Below are 18,712 nucleotides of genomic sequence, written 5' to 3'. Positions count from 1 at the left end.
ATGGAACTTGGACTGAAGGGCAAGGTCGCCGTCATCACCGGCCCGGCAAAGGGCATGGGGGCGGCGATCTCGCTGGGCTTCGCGGCCGAGGGCTGTGCCCTCGCGCTGCTGGGGCGGGACACGGGCGCCATCGAACCGGTGGCGGCAGAGGCGCGGGACCTGGGCGTTCGCGCGGATATCATTGGCTGCGACGTGACCGATGGCGCAGCGGTGGATGCCGTGGTTGCCGGCATCGCCACAGATTTTGAGCGGATCGACATCCTGGTCAACGTCGCCGGCGGCACCGGCCCGATCGGCAAGACCGGGGTGCAGACGACGCAGGCCGAATTCGACGAGATCACGCAGCTGAACATGCGCGGGCCGTTCAACCTGATCCGCGCGGTGGCGCCGGTGATGGCCGCGCAGGGCGGCGGCAAGATCGTCAATGTCGGCGGCACCTTCGGGATGCGCGGCCGGGCAATGCGGCTGGCCTATTCCTCGTCCAAATGGGGCCTGCGCGGCATCACCAAGAGCTTCGCGCTTGAGCTGGGCCCCGACAACATCAACGTCAACCTCGTGGCCCCCGGCATGGTCGACGGGCCGCGCTTTCGCGAGAAGGTCGTGCCGCAGGTCGCCGCGCAATACGGGATCTCGGAAGACGCGGCGGCGGCGAAACATGCCTCGGACTACGCGCTGGGGCGGATCACCACGGATGACGACGTGGCCTCGGCTGTGCTGTTCCTGGCCTCGGACCGGGCGCGGCAGATCACCGGGGTGGACCTGCCGGTCGACGGCGGGTGGGCGGCGCTATGAACCGGGCCGACCAGAGCGCGCGTTTCGTGGAATTCGACGGCGTCGGGCTGACCTACGGGCGCGACGCCGAACGCACCCAGGCGCTGATGCCGACCTCTCTGCGGATCGCAAAGGGTGATTTCCTGGCGCTTGTCGGGCCGTCGGGCTGCGGCAAGTCCACGATCCTGAAGCTAGTGGCCGAACTGCTGGAGCCGACCGAGGGCCGGATCCTGTTTTCGGGCCGCGAACTGGGCGCCGAGCCGGTGCGCGTGGGCATGGCGTTTCAAAGCGCCTCGCTGCTGCCCTGGATGACGATCCGCGAGAACGTCATGCTGCCGCTGAAGATCGTGCCGCCCTTCAAGGCCGGGTTTCGCGCCAAGAAGGCGGGCGAATACCGCGACCGCGCCGATGCTTTGCTGGAACGCGTGGGCCTGATCGACTTTGCCGACAAGAACCCCTGGCAGCTTTCGGGCGGGATGATGCAGCGCGCCAATCTCTGCCGCGCGCTGATCCACGATCCGGATCTTCTGCTGCTCGACGAACCCTTCGGCGCGCTCGATCAATTCACCCGCGAAGAGCTGTGGCAGACGCTGCAGGATCTCTGGCTCGACCGGTCGCCGACGGTGCTGCTGGTGACCCATGACCTGCGCGAAGCGGCCTATCTGGCCTCGCGCATCTGCGTCATGTCCCCGCGCCCGGGGCGCATCATCGAGGACCGCGCCGTGACCTTCGCCCGCCCGCGCCCCATCGACCTGACCTTCGATCCGGGCTTCACCGCCCTGGTGCAGGAGCTGCGCGGCCGCATCGTCCATACCCCCGTCACGGGATCCATCGGAGGCAGCGCCGCATGAGCCCGCGTCAACAGAAGCTTGCCTCCGCCGGGCTGATCGTCGGCGTCTTCGTCTTCTGGGAGCTGTTCTGCCTGCTTGCGGGGATCTCGGAACTGATCCTGCCCCGGCCCAGCCGCATCATCGCGGCCTTCATAGAATATCAGCACGCGATCTGGCCGCATGTCTGGCAGACCTTCTACACCACGATGGTGGGCTTCGTCTGCGGCGTGGCCATCGGGCTGGGGCTGGGCGTGCTGATCGGGTCGTCGAAGCTGGCCTATGACACGGCCTATCCGCTGCTGGTGGGCATCTCGTCGATCCCCAAGGTGGCGGTGGTGCCGATCTTCGTGCTGTGGTTCGGGGCGGGCACGATCCCGGCGATCCTGACGGCGATGATCATCTGCATCTTCCCGATCGTCGTGAATGTCTCGACCGGCATCGCCACGGTGGAACCGGAACTGGAGGACGTGATGCGCTCGCTCAAGGCCACCAAGCGCGAGATCCTGTGGAACGTCGGGCTGCCGCGCTCGATGCCTTATTTCTTCGCCTCGCTGAAGGTGGCGATCACGCTCAGCTTCGTGGGATCTGTCATCGCCGAGACGGTGGCCGCCAACAAGGGCGTGGGCAACCTGATGCTGATCGCCTCGTCCTCGTTCAACGTACCGCTGGTCTTTGCCGGCCTGATGGTGCTGGCGATCATGGGCGTGTCGCTTTACGCGGTCTTCTCGCTGATCGAGCGCAACGTCGCGTCCTGGGCCATGCGCAAGGAGATCTGAGCCGGTTCCGGCCCCGTCGCGGTGCCGGCGCGCCGATCCCGGTTGCCGCTGCCCGGAAATCGTGCAACATGACCCGGGTATCCGGTATGCGCCTTTTCCTTCGGGCGCGGCGCGATTGCGTTTCGGATGCCTGGGGACCCTCGCGATCACGCCGGGGCACGGCGCGCAGGATCCCCGAGTTTCGCGCGATCGGCCGCAGGACGCGGTTCGGCGTGACATCGACTGCTTGTGGACAAGGAGACCGGCGCATGAACCCGCGTCGGACCGGCTATTTCGCTGGATCTCCCCGGGATGGTCACAGGCGCGACATGGGCGTGTCGGCGGGCAGGAGGCCCGTCGGCATGTCATGACCGCGCGGCGCATGAGCGGGTCGATCGACCGCTATGATCGACCGGCCGAGGAGACCCACCCGGCAATTCAACCCATGCCAGCTGCACGGCCGCGCGACATGTTGCGGATGGCCCCGGCGGAACGGCATCCCGCTGGCACCTGACGTCGCTGGCTGGGTGGCTGCGGGAAAACGGGCGCTCGCGTGTCCTGCTGACGACGCCGCCGCTGCGGCTGCCGGGGGCGGTGGGCTCTCCGGTCACGCCGGTGGCGCCGGTCTGACGACAGGGGGCCGAAACGAAGCCCGCCGCGCGAGGGGCGCGGCGGGCAGGGGGGTGCGGCATGTGGCGCCGTCAGTCCCGCGAGGGGGTGGCGCCATGGCTGGAATGCCGGGGCGGCGGCGGCGGATCGTCGTAGATCGACCAGCCGTAATCGCCCTCTGTCTGCGGCACATCGGACGGCGGCATGTTCCGCGCCATGTAGGTCTTGGCGATGAAGTTCGCCGTGATCGGGGCCGTCAGGAACAGAAACAGCGTGATCAGCAGTTCGTGGAAGGTGATCACGTGCTCGGCCAGCCAGAAATACGAGATCGAGGCCAGCAGCACGCCACCCACGCCCAGCGTCGTGGCCTTGGTCGGCGCATGCAGCCGTTGCAGCGTGTCCGTCAGCTTGATCAGTCCGAAGGAGCCGACGATGCCGAAAAGCCCGCCGACCACCAGGAGGAAGCAGACCAGGTATTCGGCCCAGGGTTCCAGCTCTATTTGTGCCAGGGTGTCCATCAGCGTCTCCCTCTCATTCGATGATGTCGCCGCGCAGCACAAAGCGGCAATAGGCGACGGTTGAGACGAAGCCGACCATGGCGACCAGCATCGAGGCCTCGTAGTAGACGGCGGTGCCGCGCCAGATGCCGTAGAGCACCAGCAGGGCGATCACGTTGATCACCATCGTGTCGAGCGCGAGGATCCTGTCCGCCGAATCCGGCCCCTTGGCGATGCGCCAGAGACAGAACAGCAGGCCCAGCCCGTAGCAGCCGAAAGCGAAGTAGAGCGCATAGGTCAGCATCAGAAGATCTCCTTCAGGCGGCGTTCGTAGCGCTGCTTGATGTCGTCGCGGACGCCGTCGGGGTCGTCGGTGTGCAGGCAGTGGACAAGGATGCAGCTGGCATCGGCCGACAGCACCGCCGAAACGGTGCCCGGGGTCATGGTAATGGTGCCGGCCAGCACGGTGATCGGCTCGGGCGAGGTCACGTCGAGCGGGACGCAGACCCATTTCGAATGGATGTCCTCCCTGCGCTTGAACAGGATGATCAGCGCAACCTGCACGTTGGCCACGACGATATCCCACAGCACGATCAGCACGTAGATCATCGCCATGCCGGGCCGGCGCAGCTTGGCCCGGTTGGGCCAGAAGGGCGACGAGATCAGCGGGACCAGCACGCCCAGGATCGCGCCCAGCAGCAGGTTGCCGGGGGTGACCTTGTTGACCAGCCCGGCCCAGACGAAGACCAGCATGAGGCTGAGCAGCGGGTGGGGGAAGAGACGCTTTATCATGACTTAGTCCTCCACATGCTCGGCTTCGGCCCCGTGGGCCTCGGCATCGTTGGCGCGATGGGCTGGCAGCTCGTCGGCCTCTGGCGAGTCCGCCTCGCCATGGCCGTCGTCGCCGTATCCCTCTTCGCCATGGTCTTCGCCGTAGCTGTCGCCATGGTCATCGCCGTGTCCCTTGCTCAGGTCCTTGCCCTCGTTGTCGACGTAAAGAACGGCTGTCACGTAGGCGGTATAGTCGAACAATTCGTCCGTCGCCCCCTGCAGGTAACGCGTCACCGGCCCGGCGAAGACCGCCAGCGCCGCCAGCAGCGCCATCGCCGCCATGCTGGGTGCAAGCTGCATCGGCGTGGCGGGGGTGGCATCGGGGGCGGGCGCGGCCTCGGTCGGGACCGGTGCCTCGGTCGCGGTGGAGCGCCAGAAGATCATGCTGCCCGCGCGGGCAAAGCCGATGATCGTCAGCAGCGACCCCGCCAGGATCGCGACCCATGCGGCCCAGATCTCGCCCGGTTCGCGCAGCGCGTCGAGGATCACCAGCTTGCCCAGGAAGCCCGACAGCGGCGGCATCCCGGCCATGGCGATGGCCCCGCCGAAGAACAGCGCGGCAAAAAGCCCGTTCTGCACCGTCGGCGGCTGCGCCGTCAGGCGGTCGTCGGTCCGGCGCGCGACCACCAGGTCGGCCACCAGGAACAGCGCCGCGGCGGCGAAGGTGGAATGCACCAGGTAATAAAGCGCTGCGGTCACCGCCTCGGGCCGGAAGGCCGCCAGCGCGGTGATCAGCGTCCCCATCGAGCCCACGACCGAGAAGGCGATCAGCGGCATCAGCCGCCGCGCGCCCAGCACGCCGAAGGCGCCGATGGCCACGGTGACGATGCCGCCGATGAACAGCAGATCGCCCGGCATGTCCTGCATCGCCTCCACATGCGGCCCGAAGACCAGCGCATGAACCCGCAGGATGGCATAGGCGCCGACCTTGGTCATGATCGCGAACAGCGCCGCGACCGGGGCGGGGGCGTTGGCATAGGTGCCGGGCAGCCAGAACTGCACCGGGAAGACCGCCGCCTTCACCGCGAAGACGGTCATCAGCAGGATCGCCGCCACCCGCACCAGCGCGGCATCCTCGGCCGGGATCTCCTGCACGCGCACTGCCAGGTCGGCGATGTTCAGCGTCCCGGTGGAGGCATAAAGCGTTCCCAGCGCGAAAAGGAACAGGGTCGAGCCCGCCAGGTTGATGACCACGTATTGCAGGCCTGCGCGGATCCTCTGGACCCCGCCGGAATGGATCATCAGACCGTAGGAGGCGATCAGCAGCACTTCGAAGAAGACGAAGAGGTTGAAGATGTCGCCGGTCAGGAAGGCGCCGCAGATCCCCATCAGCTGGAACTGGAACAGGGCGTGGAAATGCCGGCCCCGCGCGTCCCATCCGGTGGCGGCGGCATGGGTCAGCGTCAGCAGCGCCAGGATCGAGGTCAGCAGCACCATCAGCGCCGACAGCCGGTCGACCACCAGCACGATGCCGAAGGGTGCCGGCCAGTCGCCCAGGCGATAGACCAGGATGTCGCCATCCCCGACCATCACCAGAAGCGCGATCGACACCGCCAGCAGGCCCAGCGTCGACACGAAGGAGGCCGCCCGCGCCAGCACGATGTCATAGCGCATCACGAAGGCGATCAGCGGCGCCATCAGCGCCGGCAGAACGACGGGAGCAATGATCCAGTGGTTCATTTGGACGTCTCCTCGTCGCCGGAGGCGTCAGGCGCGTCCATGTCCACCTTGTCGGTGTCGGATTCCAGGTAGGCGCCAAGCGCCACCATCACCAGAAGCGCCGTCATCCCGAAGGAGATCACGATCGCCGTCAGCACCAGCGCCTGGGGCAGCGGGTCGGTATAGGCCTGATCGGGCGCGTATTTGTTGAGGATCGGCGGCAGGTTCACCGCAAGCCCTCCGCTGGAGAACAGGAAGACGTTCACAGCGTAGGACAGCAGCGACAGGCCGAGGATCACGGGGAAGGCGCGCAGCCGCAGGATCAGGTAGACCCCTCCGGCGGTCAGCACGCCGACGGCGCTGGCAACAAGCAATTCCATGTCAGCGCGCCTCCTTCTGGTCGGTCGTTCGGTCTGTGGTTCGGTCGGTCGGGTCGTAGTCCATGGCCTCGACGTTCACGGTCTCGCCGGCGTAGCGCGCGATCCGGCTGAGCGAGTAGAGCATCAGCATCACGGCCCCCAACACGGTCAGGAACACGCCCAGGTCGAAGGCAATGGCCGTGGCCCATTCGAATTCCTCGATCGGCGGGAATTCCAGGTAGCCATAGGCCGAGGTCAGGAAGGGCTTGCCCGCCAGCCAGGCACCTGCGCCGGTCAGACCGGCGATCACCACGCCCCAGCCGATCAGCGAATGATACTCGATCTTCTGCCGCTCCTGGGTCCAGGCAAAGCCCGAGGCCATGTACTGCATCAGGAGCGCGATCGACACGACAAGCCCGGCGACAAAGCCGCCTCCCGGCTGGTTGTGGCCGCGCAGGAAGATGTAGATCCCCACCATCAGCGCGATGGGCATCATCACCCGGGTCGCGATCACCATCATCAGCGGGTGACGGTCGCGCGACCGGTCCTGGCTGTAGTCGGTGTTGCGCAGCCGCCGTGCGGCGGGCCCGTTCAGCAGCGCCTCCATCAGGGCGTAGATCGTCAGGCCGGCAATGCCCAGCACGATGATCTCGCCGTAGGTGTCGTAGCCGCGGAAGTCCACGAGGATCACGTTGACCACGTTGGTGCCGCCACCGCCGATGTACGAATTGGCCAGGTGGTAATCCGAGATCGTCGGTACGCCGCGCAGCATGAAGGCATAACACAGTGCCGCCACGCCCACGCCCGCGACCAGGGCGATCGCCCCGTCGCGGATGCGCAGGGCCTGGCCGCTTTCGTTCGGGGTCTCCTTCGGCAGGAAGTGCAGGGCGAGCAGCAGCAGCATGATCGTCACCGTCTCCACCGAGATCTGCGTCAGCGCGAGGTCGGGCGCCGAGAGATAGATGAACCCGGCCGAGATCATCAGGCCGATGATCCCCAGCACGACCAGCGCCCGGAACCGGTGCCGGTGAAGCGCCACGACGGCGATCGCGCCGGCGACCAGCAGGACCCAGCCGATGAAGACAACCGGCGGGATCGGCAGCAGCGTGCGATCCGGCGCCGAAAGCCCGCCGCCCATGTAGGCGATCACGCCCAGCAGGACGGTGGCCACGGTGAAGATCGCCAGATAGCGGCTGATCGCTCCGTTGTGCATGCCGGCGGTCAGCCAGGTGCTGAAGCCCACCAGCCGCGCCATCAGCGCGTCGAACATCGCCTTGGCATAGGGGACCTTCAGCGCCAGCCACAGCCGGTCGACCGGGGTGAAGGCGATCAGGATGATCGCACCGACGGCCAGGGCGATGCCCGACATGATCAGGGCGGGCGTTACGCCATGCCAGATCGCCAGGTGGAAATAGGGCATCTCGGCATCGCCGATGACGGCCTGTCCGGCCACCTTGACCAGCGGCTCGACCAGCGGCGGGTAGAGGCCGATGGCCACCACGAAGACCACCAGCAGCGCGGGCGCGGCCCACATGCCGAAGGGCGGATCGTGGGGCTTGTGCGGGTAGTCGTCGCGCACGGGGCCGAAGAAGACGTGGAAGATGAAGCGCAGCGAATAGGCCACCGAGAACACCGCGCCCAGCGTCGCAAGGACGGCGGCGGCGTAGTGGTTCTCGAACAGATGCGCGTGCCAGGCCTCCTCCAGCATCAGCTCCTTCGACAGAAACCCGTTGGTCAGCGGCACACCCGCCATCGACAGCGCCGCGATCGTTCCGATCACGAAGGTGATCGGCATCAGGGTCCGCAAGCCGCCCAGCCGGCGGATGTCGCGGGTATGCGCCTCGTGGTCGATGATGCCGGCGGTCATGAAGAGCGCGGCCTTGAAGGTCATGTGGTTGATGATGTGGAACACCGCGACGACCGCCGCCATGGGCGTCGCAAAGCCCAGAAGCGCCGTCAGCAGGCCAAGGTGGCTGACCGTCGAGAAGGCCAGCAGCCCCTTCAGGTCATCCTTGAACAGCGCCACGACCGCGCCGATCACCATGGTGATCAGGCCCACGGAGGTCACGATGTAGAACCATTCCTGCGTGCCTCCCAGCGCCGGCCACATCCGCGCCATCAGGAAGACGCCCGCCTTCACCATGGTCGAGCTGTGCAGATAGGCCGAGACCGGCGTCGGCGCGGCCATCGCATGCGGCAACCAGAAGTGGAACGGGAACTGCGCCGATTTGGTGAAGGCGCCCAGCAGGATCAGGATCAGCGCCGGCAGGTACCAGTCCGACGCCTTGATCGCGTCGCCGGCCTGCAGGATGTCGCTGAGGTTGTAGCTGCCCGCGATATTGCCGAGGATCAGCATCCCCCCGATCATCGCAAGCCCGCCCGCGCCGGTCACCGCCAGCGCCATGCGCGCGCCCTGGCGGCCATCGGGCAGGTGCTTCCAGTAACCGATCAGCAGGAAGGACGACAGCGACGTCAGCTCCCAGAAAATCAGCAGAAGCAGGATGTTGTCCGACAGGACGATGCCCAGCATCGCGCCCTGGAACAGCAGCAGGAAGGTATAGAACTGCCCCATCGGATCCTCGCCCGACAGGTAGAAACGCGCGTAAAGCGTGATCAGCAGGCCGACGCCCGTGATCATGCAGGCAAAGAGCAGCCCGAGCCCGTCGAGGAAGAAGCTCGCCTGCAGCCCCAGCTGCGGCAGCCAGTCCAGCCGGAAATGCAGCACCTCGCCGCGGAACACCGCGGGGGCCAGCAGCAGAAGCATGATGAAGGCCAGCGCCGTCGGCGCGGCGGTGAAGATCGCGCAGGCATTCCGGCCGGCGCGGATCATCAGCCCGGGTATCAATGCGCCTATGAAGGGCAGAAGGGCGATGACAAGTAGCAGGGGGGTCTGATCGCTCATGGGCGCGCGTTACTCCCGGGGCCGAAGAAGGATATTGAAACTCGGCGTAAAGGGTCACACCCCACTTGTGGAGTGCAAACCGTTCAGGACTGCCGAAAAACTATGCGACCGCCGTGACACCCGGCACAGGTCTGCCGTTTCGGCAGCAGCCTTGCCTGACCGGTCACGGTCCGGATCACGTGGTCAAAGCCCGGGCCGGAGCCTGGGTCTGGGCCACGTCGCGCGCGCTGCAGGGATCGCGCTGGGTCTGCTTGCGGATCGCGCGGCGGATGCGGATACCGGCGTGGGGATCGGCGATGATGGCCACGTCCGACGCTGTCGACAGGTCACGCGCACGGACGGTGTCCGTCGCGATCAGCGCATGAAACCGCGCCGTGTCGATATGCGTGTCGTGCTGCGGCACCCCGTTCCCCCCGCGTCGTAGCTTGTGCAGAGTGTCAGGAAAGACCGGAGGCCGCAAGCACCTGGAATTGCGTGAACGCCCTTGCTCACAAGGCGTTCACGAAAAGTTTACTGCATGTGGTATGCCATATACCACTGCTTTTCCGCGGTCAGCGCAGGTCTTCGGGCAGCAGCGCCTCGGGCAGGTTCTGGTAGCAGACCGGGCGCAGGAAGCGCCGGATCGCCAGCGTCCCGACCGAGGTCGCGCCGAAGTTGGTCGACGCGGGGTAGGGGCCGCCATGGACCATGGCATCGCAGACCTCGACCCCCGTGGGGAAGCCGTTGGCCAGCACCCGGCCCGCCTTGCGCTCCAGCACCGGCATCAGCTGCCGCGCCGCGTCGGTGTCGCCGTCGTCCATGTGCAGCGTCGCGGTCAGCTGACCCTCGAAGCCCTTGGCCAGCTCCACCATCTCGTCCTGCGATCCCACGCGGATCACCACGCCGAGCGGGCCAAAGACCTCCTGCTCGAGCGCATGATCGCTGAGGAAGGCCTCGACATCCGTCTCGTAGAGGTTCGGCGCGGCATTGCGGCCCTCGCTCTCGCTGGTCATCACCGGCCGCGCGGCGTTCGAGGCGTCGAACGTCGCCTTGCCGTCGCGATAGGCCGATGCGATCCCGTCGGTCAGCATGACCTGCGGGGCGGTCTCCTCCAGGGCGGACTTGGCGGCGGCGACAAAGGCGTCGCCCTCCGGCCCCTGGCCCACGACGGCGATCCCGGGGTTGGTGCAGAACTGGCCCGCGCCCATGGTCAGCGAGCCGGCCCAGCCCTTGCCGATTTCCTCGCCCCGGGCCTTGGCGGCCTCGGCCAGGATGAACATCGGGTTGATCGAGCCCAGCTCGCCGAAGAAGGGGATCGGCTCGGGGCGTTGCGCGCAAAGGTCGAACAGCGCCTTGCCGCCTTTCAGCGACCCGGTGAAGCCCACCGCCTTGATCAGCGGATGTTTCACCAGCGTGCCGCCGACCTCGTGTGCCGCGCCGTGCACCATCGAAAAGACGCCCGCGGGCATCCCGGTCTTGGCGACCGCCGCATGGATCGCCTCGGCCACGATCTCGGCGGTGCCGGGATGGGCCGGGTGTCCCTTGACGACAACCGGGCAGCCGGCGGCCAGCGCCGAGGCCGTGTCGCCGCCCGCTGTCGAGAACGCCAGCGGGAAGTTCGATGCGCCGAAGACGGCGACCGGGCCGATCGGGCGCTGGACCATGCGCAGGTCCGGCCGGGGCAGGGGCGCGCGGTCGGGCAGCGCCTCGTCATGGCGGCGGTCCAGGTAATCGCCCTTCATGATGTGATCGGCGAACATGCGCAGCTGGCCGGTGGTCCGTCCGCGCTCGCCCTGAAGGCGCGCCTCGGGCAGGCCGGTTTCCTGCGTGCCGATCTCGGTGATCTGCTCGCCGCGGGCCTCGATCTCGTCGGCAATGGCGTTCAGGAAGGCGGCGCGGTCCTCGCGGCTGGAATAGCCGTAGGTCCAGAACGCCTCTTCGGCGGCCTTGACGGCGGCATCGACCAGCGCGGGCGAGCCGTCGGTGAAGCTGTGCGACGGGCCCGAGACGGGCGCGGAGGCAAAGGTGGCCTCTCCGGCGACCCATTCCCCTGCGATCAGGTTCTTGCCGTGCGGTGTGAAGGTGGTCATCGTTCGATCCTTTCTATTTGCCCCAGCGCAGCGCGATCACGTCCAGCTCTTTGGAAAGCTGAAGCAGCCGGGCGCGGGTGCGGTCGGACATGGGTTTCAACGGATGACGCACGTGATCGGATCCGATCACGCCGCCTTCCATCATCACCGTCTTGGCGGCGCGCAGGCCGCACTGACGGTTTTCGTGGTTGATCAGCGGCAGGCACATCTGCCAGCGCTCCAGCGCGGCGGCCTCGTTGCCGGCGCGGAATTCGGTGACGATGGGCCGGATCAGCTCGGGCTGCAAGGCCGAGGTCATGGTACCGGTGCAGCCCGCGTCCAGGTCGGCCAGCAGCGTCACCGCCTCTTCGCCGTCGAAGGGGCCGACGATATGCTCGCCACCCATCTCGATCAGCGCGGCCAGCTTGTCGGCGGCAAAGGGCGTTTCGATCTTGAAGTAAGAGACGTTCTCGATCTCCTTCGCCATCCGCACCAGCAGCGGGACGGGCAGCGAGACACCCGACAGCGGCGCGTCCTGCACCATGATCGGGATCGAGATCGCATCCGAGACGGCGGCGAACTGCTCGAAGATGCCCGCCTCGGCCGGGACCAGGCCCACACCGTGATAGGGCGGCATCATCATCACCATGGCCGCGCCCATCGCCTCGGCCGCCTTCGCCCGGGCGGTGACCACCTCGGTCGCGAAATGGCTGATGGTGGCAATCACCGGCACCCGGCCGGCGACATGCTCAAGGCTGATCTTCATCAGCAGGTCGCGTTCGGCATCGGACAGCAGGAACTGCTCTGAATAATTCGCCAGGATGCAGATCGCGTCGACGCCCTGGTCGATCATGCAGTCGAGCACACGGCGCATGCCCTCTTCGTCCACGCGGCCATCGGCGTGAAACGGTGTGGGCGCCACGGGCAGGATGCCTGTCAGGGGGGATTTCATGGGCAATCGTCCTTTTCTCTGCTCAGCTCTCGACCGTGGCGTGGTACCGGCTGACCTGGGACCAGGTCGCGCCGGGGTCAAGCCGGATCGAAGGGTAATCGGGATGGTTGGGCGTATCGGGCCAGAACTGCGGCTCGATCGCGAGGCCGGCATGGGGGCCGTGTTGGCGCCCGTCATGGCCGGGGCCGGGGGTCAGGCCCGTGGCGTCGAAGATCTGCACGCCGGGCGCATCGGTGGTGATCTCAAGCCGAAGCCCACCGCCGGTCAGCACCAGCGACGGCCGCGCGCCGGGATCGAGGCAGAAGTTGTGATCGACCATCGCCTCGCCCTCGCGCCGCACGGGGCGGGGGGCGCGGAAATCAAAGCGCGTGCCCGCCACCGGCACCGGGGCGCCGGTGGGGATCAGGTGGTCGTCGACCTCCAGGTAGCTGGAGGCGGCGATGCTCAGCGCATGATCTTCCAGCCCGTCCCGGCCCGTCAGGTTCCAGTAGGCGTGATTGGCCAGGTTCATCCAAGTCGGCGCATCGCTGACAGCCGTCAGCGTCAGCGTCAGCGCACCGTCATCGCCCAGCCGGTACTCGGCCGACAGCACCCGGTTGCCCGGAAACCCGCCCTCGCCATCGGCCAGCCGCAGGGACAGGCGGCAATGGCTGTCGCTCTCCTCCTCCAGCTGCCAGAGCCGCGCATCGGTGCCGATGTGCCCGCCATGCAGCGTGGTGCGCCCGGCCTCGTTCTTCTCGAAATCGTGGCGCGTGCCGTCCAGCTCGGCCGTGCCGCCCGCGATGCGGTTGGCCACCGGCCCGACGATGGCGCCGAAATAGCGCATCGGTCCAAGGTAGGGCGCCAGCTGTGGCGCGCCCAGCACCAGGCCATGGTCCACGCCATCAAGCCGCAGATCCTGCAGCGTGGCGCCCCAGGTCAGAATCTGCGCCCGCGTGCCGCCCGCCTGCAGGCGGATCACGTCGACCGGCAGTCCCTCCGGCGTGTCTGCGAAATGCTCGGCCATGGGTTACTCCGTGAAGGGCGCGACCAGCTCGCGCCGTCCGAGGGTGAAGGCATCGGCCACATGGCGCATCGGCGCAAGGTCGACGTCCGAGGTGCCCGCGCGCACCAGCTCGGACATCCGGGCATAAAGCCGCGGGTATTCGCCCGAGAGCGCCGCGCTGGTCTCGTCGCCGGTCTCGGCCCCGTCGACCAGCATCCGCGCGCCGCCGTCGTGCAGCGCAAGCGTGCCTTCGTCGCATTCCGCCTCGATCGACCAGGTCTGGTCGCCCTCCTGGCGCCAGTCGAACTCCATCGCGACCTCTGCGGTGGGATGGTGGAAGGCCATCTTCGCGGCAATCGGTGCCTGCCGGTTCTCCGGCACCTCCAGCAGGGCCGAGGTCACGTGGATCGGGTCGGCCAGGATCTCGGTCACGATGGACAGGGCGTTGATCCCGGGATCGAAGACCCCCATGCCGCCGGGCTCCCAGATCCACTCCTGCCCGGGATGCCAGCGGCGCACGTCCTCCTTCCAGGTGACGGTGAACTTCCGCAGCGTCTTGCCGGCCAGCCAGGCCTTCGCCGCCTGCACCTTGTCGGCCGACCGCGAATGCCACGTGGCATAAAGCGACACCCGCTGCGCCGCCGCCATGTCGGCCAGCGCATGGCATTCCGACAGGGTGGCGCCCGGGGGCTTTTCAAGCATCACGTGCCGCGCGGCCCGGATCGCCTTGGCCGCGTAATCATAGCGCGGAACCGGCGGCATGCAGAGCGAAACGACCCGGATGTCGGGACGGGCGGCGAGCATTGCGTCGAAATCGGTAAAGGCCTCGACCCCGTCCACCGTCCCGTGCCGCGACACGGTGGCCGCCAGCTCCCAGTCGGGGGAGGCGGCGATGGAGGGGACATGCTGGTCCAGGGCGATCTTGCCGATGCCCACAAGCGCGATCTGCATCAATGTGAATCCTTTCCGACCGCCGCGCCACGGCAGCCCTTGAGGAAGTCCAGGTCCGCGCCCGTGTCCGCCCCGCCCACATGGGTCTGGTGCAGCCATTCGTAGCCCGATGTCGCCTGCTCGTGGCTGGGCGCCCATCCGGCCAGGCGCGCGGCAAGGTCCTCCTCGCTGATGTCCAGGTGCAGACGCCGTGCCGCGACATCGACCTCGATCATGTCGCCGTCGCGCACCACCGCCAGCGGCCCGCCCACGGCGGCCTCGGGCGAGGTGTGCAGGATGACTGTGCCATAGGCCGTGCCCGACATGCGCGCATCCGAGATGCGGATCATGTCGGTGATGCCCTTCTTCAGGACCTTCGGCGGCAGGCCCATGTTGCCGACCTCGGCCATGCCGGGATAGCCGCGCGGCCCGCAGTTCTTCAGCACCATGATGCAGGTCTCGTCGATGTCGAGCGCGTCGTCGTTGATCTTCGCCTTGTAGTCGTCGATATCCTCGAAGACCACCGCGCGTCCCCGGTGCTGCATCAGGGCGGGCGAGGCCGCCGAGGGCTTCAGGATCGCGCCGTTGGGGGCGATATTGCCCCGCAGCACGGCAATCCCGCCCTTGTCGGTCAGGGGCCTGTCGGCGGGGCGGATGACCTCTTCGTTGTAGTTCACCGCCCCCTTGACCTCGTCCCAGATCGTGCTTCCGGAGACCGTCAGGGCCTCCCTGTGCAGCTGCCCGGCCTCTCCCAGCCGCTTCAGCACCACAGGCAGACCCCCGGCATAGTAGAATTCCTCCATCAGGAACCGCCCCGAGGGCTGCAGATCGACGATGGTCGACACGTCGCGGCCCAGCCGGTCCCAGTCGTCCAGCGTGATATCGATGCCTACGCGGCCCGCGATGGCCAGCAGGTGCACCACCGTGTTGGTCGACCCGCCCACCGCGCCGTTCACGCGGATCGCGTTCTCGAACGCTTCGCGGGTCAGGATGTCGGAGGGCTTCAGATCGTCCTTCACCATCTGCACGATGCGCCGGCCGGTCAGCTGCGCCATGGTCCGGCGCCGGCTGTCCACTGCCGGGATCGCCGCATTGCCCGACAGGGCCATGCCAAGCGCTTCGGCCATCGACGCCATCGACGAGGCCGTGCCCATCGTGTTGCAGGTCCCCGACGACCGCGTCACCGCGCTCTCGGCATCCAGGAATTCCTGCTGCGTCATCTCGCCGGCCTTCACCGCCTCGGAGAACCGCCACAGATGCGTGCCCGCACCCACCGCCTCGCCGTGGAACCAGCCGTTCAGCATGGGCCCGCCGGTCACCACGATCGACGGCATGTCCACCGAAGCGGCCGCCATCAGCAGCGAGGGCGTGGTCTTGTCGCAGCCCACCAGCAGCACGGCGCCGTCGATGGGCTGCCCGCGCATCTGCTCTTCGATCGACAGCGCGGCGAGGTTGCGGAACATCATCGCGGTGGGCCGGAACGTGTTCTCGGAGGCCGAGAACACCGGCACCTCGACCGGGAAGCCGCCGGCCTCCCAGATCCCGGCCTTCACCTTCTCGGCCAGCTCGCGCAGGTGGCCGTTGCAGGGCGTCAGATCCGACCAGGTGTTCAGCACCCCGATGATCGGGCGCCCGTCGAACAGGTCATCCGGGTAGCCCTGATTCTTCAGCCATCCCCGGTGATAGATGGAATCCTTGGTCGTCCCTCCATACCATTCCTGGGAACGCAGCTTGCGGGGCCACGGGGCGGGGGTGAAGGACATGAATTAACCCTTACTCTTGTTGTAGACGTCGAAGAACACGGCGGCGAGCAGCACGAGCCCCTTGATGACCTGCTGGTAGTCGATGCCGATGCCCATGATCGACATGCCGTTGTTCAGCACGCCCATGATGAAGGCGCCCACCACGGCGCCGACGATCTTGCCGACCCCGCCGGACATGGACGCACCGCCGATGAAGACCGCCGCGATCACGTCGAGCTCGAAACCGAAGCCGGCCTTGGGCGTCGCCGTGTTCAGCCGCGCGGCAAAGATCAGCCCCGCCAGCGCGGCCAGCAGCCCCATGTTCACGAAGGCCAGGAAGGTCAGCCGCTCGGTCTTGATGCCCGAAAGCTTCGCCGCCTTCTCGTTGCCGCCCAGGGCATAGACCCTCCGGCCCAGCGTCGTGTTCTCGGTCACGAAGGCATAGATCACCGTCAGCACCGCCATGGTGATCAGCACGTTGGGCATGCCGCGGAATTCGGCCAGCTTGTAGAAGATGAAGAGCACGGCACAGACGACGATGCCGGTGCGCGCCACGAAGAAGGGCAGGGGTTCGCCCTCGATGCCGTAGCGCTTGTTGCGGGCGCGGGCGCGCAGGCCCAGCCAGATGATCAGCATCGCCGCGATCACCCCGGCGGCGAGCGCCGTGCCGTTGGGCCGGTCGATGCCGAAGATGTCGGGGATGAACCCGGTCGACAGCAGCTGGAAGGATTTCGGGAAGGGCCCGACCGACTGCCCTTCGAGCAGCCACAGAGACATGCCCCGGAACACCAGCATGCCGGCCAGCGTCACGATGAAGGACGGGATCTTCCAGTAGGCGACCCAGTACCCCTGCCAGGCGCCGATCAGGGCGCCGGCCACCAGGCACAGCAGGATCGCCGGCAGCACCGCCAGCTCCCATTCCACGATCATCACCGCGGCCAGCGCGCCGATGAAGCCCATGACAGAACCGACCGACAGGTCGATATGGCCGGCGACGATGACGATGAGCATCCCCAGCGCCATGATGATGATATAGCTGTTCTGCAGGAACAGGTTGGTCAGGTTCACCGCGCGCAGCAGCGTGCCGTCGGTCACGATCTGGAAGAAGATCATGATCGCGATCAGGGCAAACAGCAGCCCGAATTCGCGCAGGTGTCCCAGAAGATAATGGCCGATGCTCGGCTGTCCGGATGTCTTGGTCTGATCCGCCAGGTCCATGGCTTGTCTCTCCTCAGTCGTTCACGATGAGCGACATGATGCGCTCCTGGCTTGCCTCTTCGGCGGTAAGTTCACCGACGAAATGGCCTTCGCCCATGACATAGATCCGGTCGCACATGCCCAGCAGTTCGGGCATCTCCGACGAGATCATGACGACCCCCTTCCCATCGGCGGAAAGCCGGTTGATGAGGCCGTAGATTTCAAATTTCGCACCCACGTCGATGCCGCGTGTCGGCTCGTCGAGGATCAGCACCTCGGGCTCGGCAAAGAGCCATTTCGACAGGACCACCTTCTGCTGGTTCCCGCCCGACAGGTTCACGACCTTCTGGAAGACGCTGGGCGTGCGGATGTTCATCGCCTTGCGATAGCTTTCGGAGACCTGCGTCTCGGCATTCTCGGCGATCACGCCGTTGGTCGACACCGCGGGCAGGTTGGTCAGCGTGATGTTGCGCTGGATCGTCTCGTCCAGGATCAGGCCCAGCGACTTGCGGTCCTCGGTCACATAGGCCAGCCCGGCCTCGATCGCCTTGGACACGGTCGAGGTATCGACCGTCCTGCCGTTCATCTCGACCGTACCGGTGATGTTGCGCCCGTAGGAGCGGCCGAAGATCGACATCGCCAGCTCGGTCCGGCCCGCGCCCATCAGGCCTGCGATGCCCACGACCTCGCCGGCGCGCACGGTGATGTTGGCGTCGCGGATCACCTGCCGGTCGGCATGTTCGGGGTGCCAGACGTTCCAGTCCTTGACCTCCATCAGCACGGGGCCTGCGCGGCGCTCGCGGTCGGGATAGCGATGCGCCATGTCCCGGCCGACCATGTCGCGCACGATGCGGTCCTCGGTGATCTCGTCGGTCTTGGCGTCCATGGTCGACACGGTCGATCCGTCTCGGATCACCGTCACGCTGTCGGCCACGCGCCGCACCTCGTTCAGCTTGTGGCTGATGATGATCGAGGTCACGCCGCGCTCTTTCAGCTCCAGGATCAGGTCCAGCAGGGCCTGGCTGTCGCTTTCCGACAGGGCCGCGGTCGGTTCGTCCAGGATCAGCAGCCGCACGTCCTTGGACAGCGCCTTGGCGATCTCGACCAGCTGCTGCTTGCCCACGCCCAGCTTGTCGATCAGCGTGCCGGGGGCCTCCCTGAGGCCGACCTTGGCCAGCAGCTCTTCGGTCCGGCGAAAGGTTTCCTGCCACTGGATCACGCCGCCCTCGGCGATCTCGTTGCCCAGAAACAGGTTCTCGGCAATCGACATCAGCGGCACAAGCGCCAGTTCCTGGTGGATGATGACGATGCCGCGGTCCTCGCTGTCGCTGAGCGAGGCGAATTCGGCCAGTGCGCCATCGTAATGGATTTCGCCCTCGTAGGTTCCGGCCGGGTAGACGCCCGACAGCACCTTCATGAGGGTGGATTTGCCGGCGCCGTTCTCGCCGACCAGAGCGTGAATCTCGCCCTTGCGGACCGAGAGGTTGACCTCGTCCAGCGCCTTCACCCCCGGAAAGGTCTTGGTGATCGCGCGCATTTCAAGCAATGGCTGTGTGGAATTCTGCATCGGTGCCCCTCGACCGGAAGCGGTGGAAAGATCTTCAGGGAACATCTTTCGCGACTTGTTCTTCAGGAATGGTCCCCC

General features: G+C 66.9%; 17 protein-coding genes. 3 read left to right on the top strand and 14 right to left on the bottom strand.

The features are described 5' to 3' along the window. The 3 genes from ATO3_RS03350 to ATO3_RS03340 are packed head-to-tail and all read left to right on the top strand — an operon-like array spanning position 1 to position 2,377. The gene (locus ATO3_RS03350; RefSeq protein WP_088648362.1) at positions 1 to 792 is read left to right on the top strand and encodes an SDR family NAD(P)-dependent oxidoreductase; all 792 of its coding nucleotides are present in this window, start codon (positions 1 to 3) and stop codon (positions 790 to 792) included. Then, positions 789 to 1,622, top strand: a complete 834-nt coding sequence (locus ATO3_RS03345) for an ABC transporter ATP-binding protein (protein WP_088648361.1) — start codon at positions 789 to 791, stop codon at positions 1,620 to 1,622. Before ATO3_RS03350 ends, ATO3_RS03345 begins: the two co-directional genes overlap by 4 nt. After that, positions 1,619 to 2,377 carry an ABC transporter permease gene (locus ATO3_RS03340; protein WP_088648360.1) on the top strand — a complete coding sequence of 253 codons (759 nt, stop codon included), beginning with the start codon at positions 1,619 to 1,621 and terminating at the stop codon, positions 2,375 to 2,377. The genes ATO3_RS03345 and ATO3_RS03340 overlap by 4 nt, the downstream gene beginning before the upstream one ends. A 680-nt stretch (positions 2,378 to 3,057) precedes the next feature. On the opposite strand, the gene ATO3_RS03335 is transcribed toward ATO3_RS03340, so the two are convergent. The 14 genes from ATO3_RS03335 to mmsA all read right to left on the bottom strand — a co-directional run bounded on the left by ATO3_RS03335 (position 3,058) and on the right by mmsA (position 18,634). Continuing rightward, entirely contained in the window at positions 3,058 to 3,483 is a 426-nt protein-coding gene (locus ATO3_RS03335; RefSeq protein ID WP_088648359.1) for a Na+/H+ antiporter subunit G, read from the bottom strand. Positions 3,484 to 3,496: 13 nt separating this feature from the next. After that, positions 3,497 to 3,766 carry a K+/H+ antiporter subunit F gene (locus ATO3_RS03330; RefSeq protein WP_088648358.1) on the bottom strand — a complete coding sequence of 90 codons (270 nt, stop codon included), beginning with the start codon at positions 3,764 to 3,766 and terminating at the stop codon, positions 3,497 to 3,499. Next, positions 3,766 to 4,254 carry a Na+/H+ antiporter subunit E gene (locus ATO3_RS03325; protein ID WP_088648357.1) on the bottom strand — a complete coding sequence of 163 codons (489 nt, stop codon included), beginning with the start codon at positions 4,252 to 4,254 and terminating at the stop codon, positions 3,766 to 3,768. Before ATO3_RS03325 ends, ATO3_RS03330 begins: the two co-directional genes overlap by 1 nt. 3 nt (positions 4,255 to 4,257) lie before the next feature. After that, positions 4,258 to 5,973: a monovalent cation/H+ antiporter subunit D gene (locus tag ATO3_RS03320; RefSeq protein ID WP_088648356.1), complete on the bottom strand. Its 1,716-nt coding sequence runs from the start codon at positions 5,971 to 5,973 to the stop codon at positions 4,258 to 4,260. Beyond that, entirely contained in the window at positions 5,970 to 6,332 is a 363-nt protein-coding gene (locus ATO3_RS03315) for a Na+/H+ antiporter subunit C (protein ID WP_088648355.1), read from the bottom strand. The genes ATO3_RS03320 and ATO3_RS03315 overlap by 4 nt, the downstream gene beginning before the upstream one ends. A 1-nt stretch (position 6,333) precedes the next feature. Beyond that, entirely contained in the window at positions 6,334 to 9,213 is a 2,880-nt protein-coding gene (locus tag ATO3_RS03310; RefSeq protein WP_088648354.1) for a monovalent cation/H+ antiporter subunit A, read from the bottom strand. Between the two features lie 175 nt (positions 9,214 to 9,388). Beyond that, positions 9,389 to 9,616: a hypothetical protein gene (locus tag ATO3_RS03305; protein WP_088648353.1), complete on the bottom strand. Its 228-nt coding sequence runs from the start codon at positions 9,614 to 9,616 to the stop codon at positions 9,389 to 9,391. 148 nt (positions 9,617 to 9,764) lie between these two features. Further along, entirely contained in the window at positions 9,765 to 11,282 is a 1,518-nt protein-coding gene (locus ATO3_RS03300; RefSeq protein WP_088648352.1) for an aldehyde dehydrogenase (NADP(+)), read from the bottom strand. Between the two features lie 13 nt (positions 11,283 to 11,295). Further along, positions 11,296 to 12,213, bottom strand: coding sequence for a dihydrodipicolinate synthase family protein (locus ATO3_RS03295; protein ID WP_088648351.1), 918 nt, complete (start codon positions 12,211 to 12,213; stop codon positions 11,296 to 11,298). A gap of 22 nt (positions 12,214 to 12,235) precedes the next feature. After that, positions 12,236 to 13,219, bottom strand: coding sequence for an aldose epimerase family protein (locus ATO3_RS03290; protein WP_088648350.1), 984 nt, complete (start codon positions 13,217 to 13,219; stop codon positions 12,236 to 12,238). Between the two features lie 3 nt (positions 13,220 to 13,222). After that, a complete protein-coding gene (locus ATO3_RS03285; RefSeq protein WP_088648349.1) occupies positions 13,223 to 14,149 on the bottom strand; it encodes a Gfo/Idh/MocA family protein in 927 nt (308 codons plus the stop codon). Then, a complete protein-coding gene (gene araD / locus ATO3_RS03280; protein WP_088648348.1) occupies positions 14,149 to 15,891 on the bottom strand; it encodes an L-arabinonate dehydratase in 1,743 nt (580 codons plus the stop codon). Before araD ends, ATO3_RS03285 begins: the two co-directional genes overlap by 1 nt. 3 nt (positions 15,892 to 15,894) lie before the next feature. Beyond that, positions 15,895 to 17,088 carry a multiple monosaccharide ABC transporter permease gene (gene mmsB, locus ATO3_RS03275; RefSeq protein WP_088648347.1) on the bottom strand — a complete coding sequence of 398 codons (1,194 nt, stop codon included), beginning with the start codon at positions 17,086 to 17,088 and terminating at the stop codon, positions 15,895 to 15,897. A gap of 13 nt (positions 17,089 to 17,101) precedes the next feature. Then, complete coding sequence (gene mmsA, locus ATO3_RS03270) at positions 17,102 to 18,634, bottom strand: multiple monosaccharide ABC transporter ATP-binding protein (RefSeq protein ID WP_088648346.1); 1,533 nt, start codon at positions 18,632 to 18,634, stop codon at positions 17,102 to 17,104. Positions 18,635 to 18,712 lie beyond the last annotated feature (78 nt).

The sequence above is a fragment of the Marinibacterium profundimaris genome (genome assembly GCF_002210095.1).
In the GTDB taxonomy this organism is placed as follows: Bacteria; Pseudomonadota; Alphaproteobacteria; order Rhodobacterales; family Rhodobacteraceae; genus Marinibacterium; species Marinibacterium profundimaris.
This window is presented reverse-complemented; position numbering and strand designations above follow the sequence as displayed.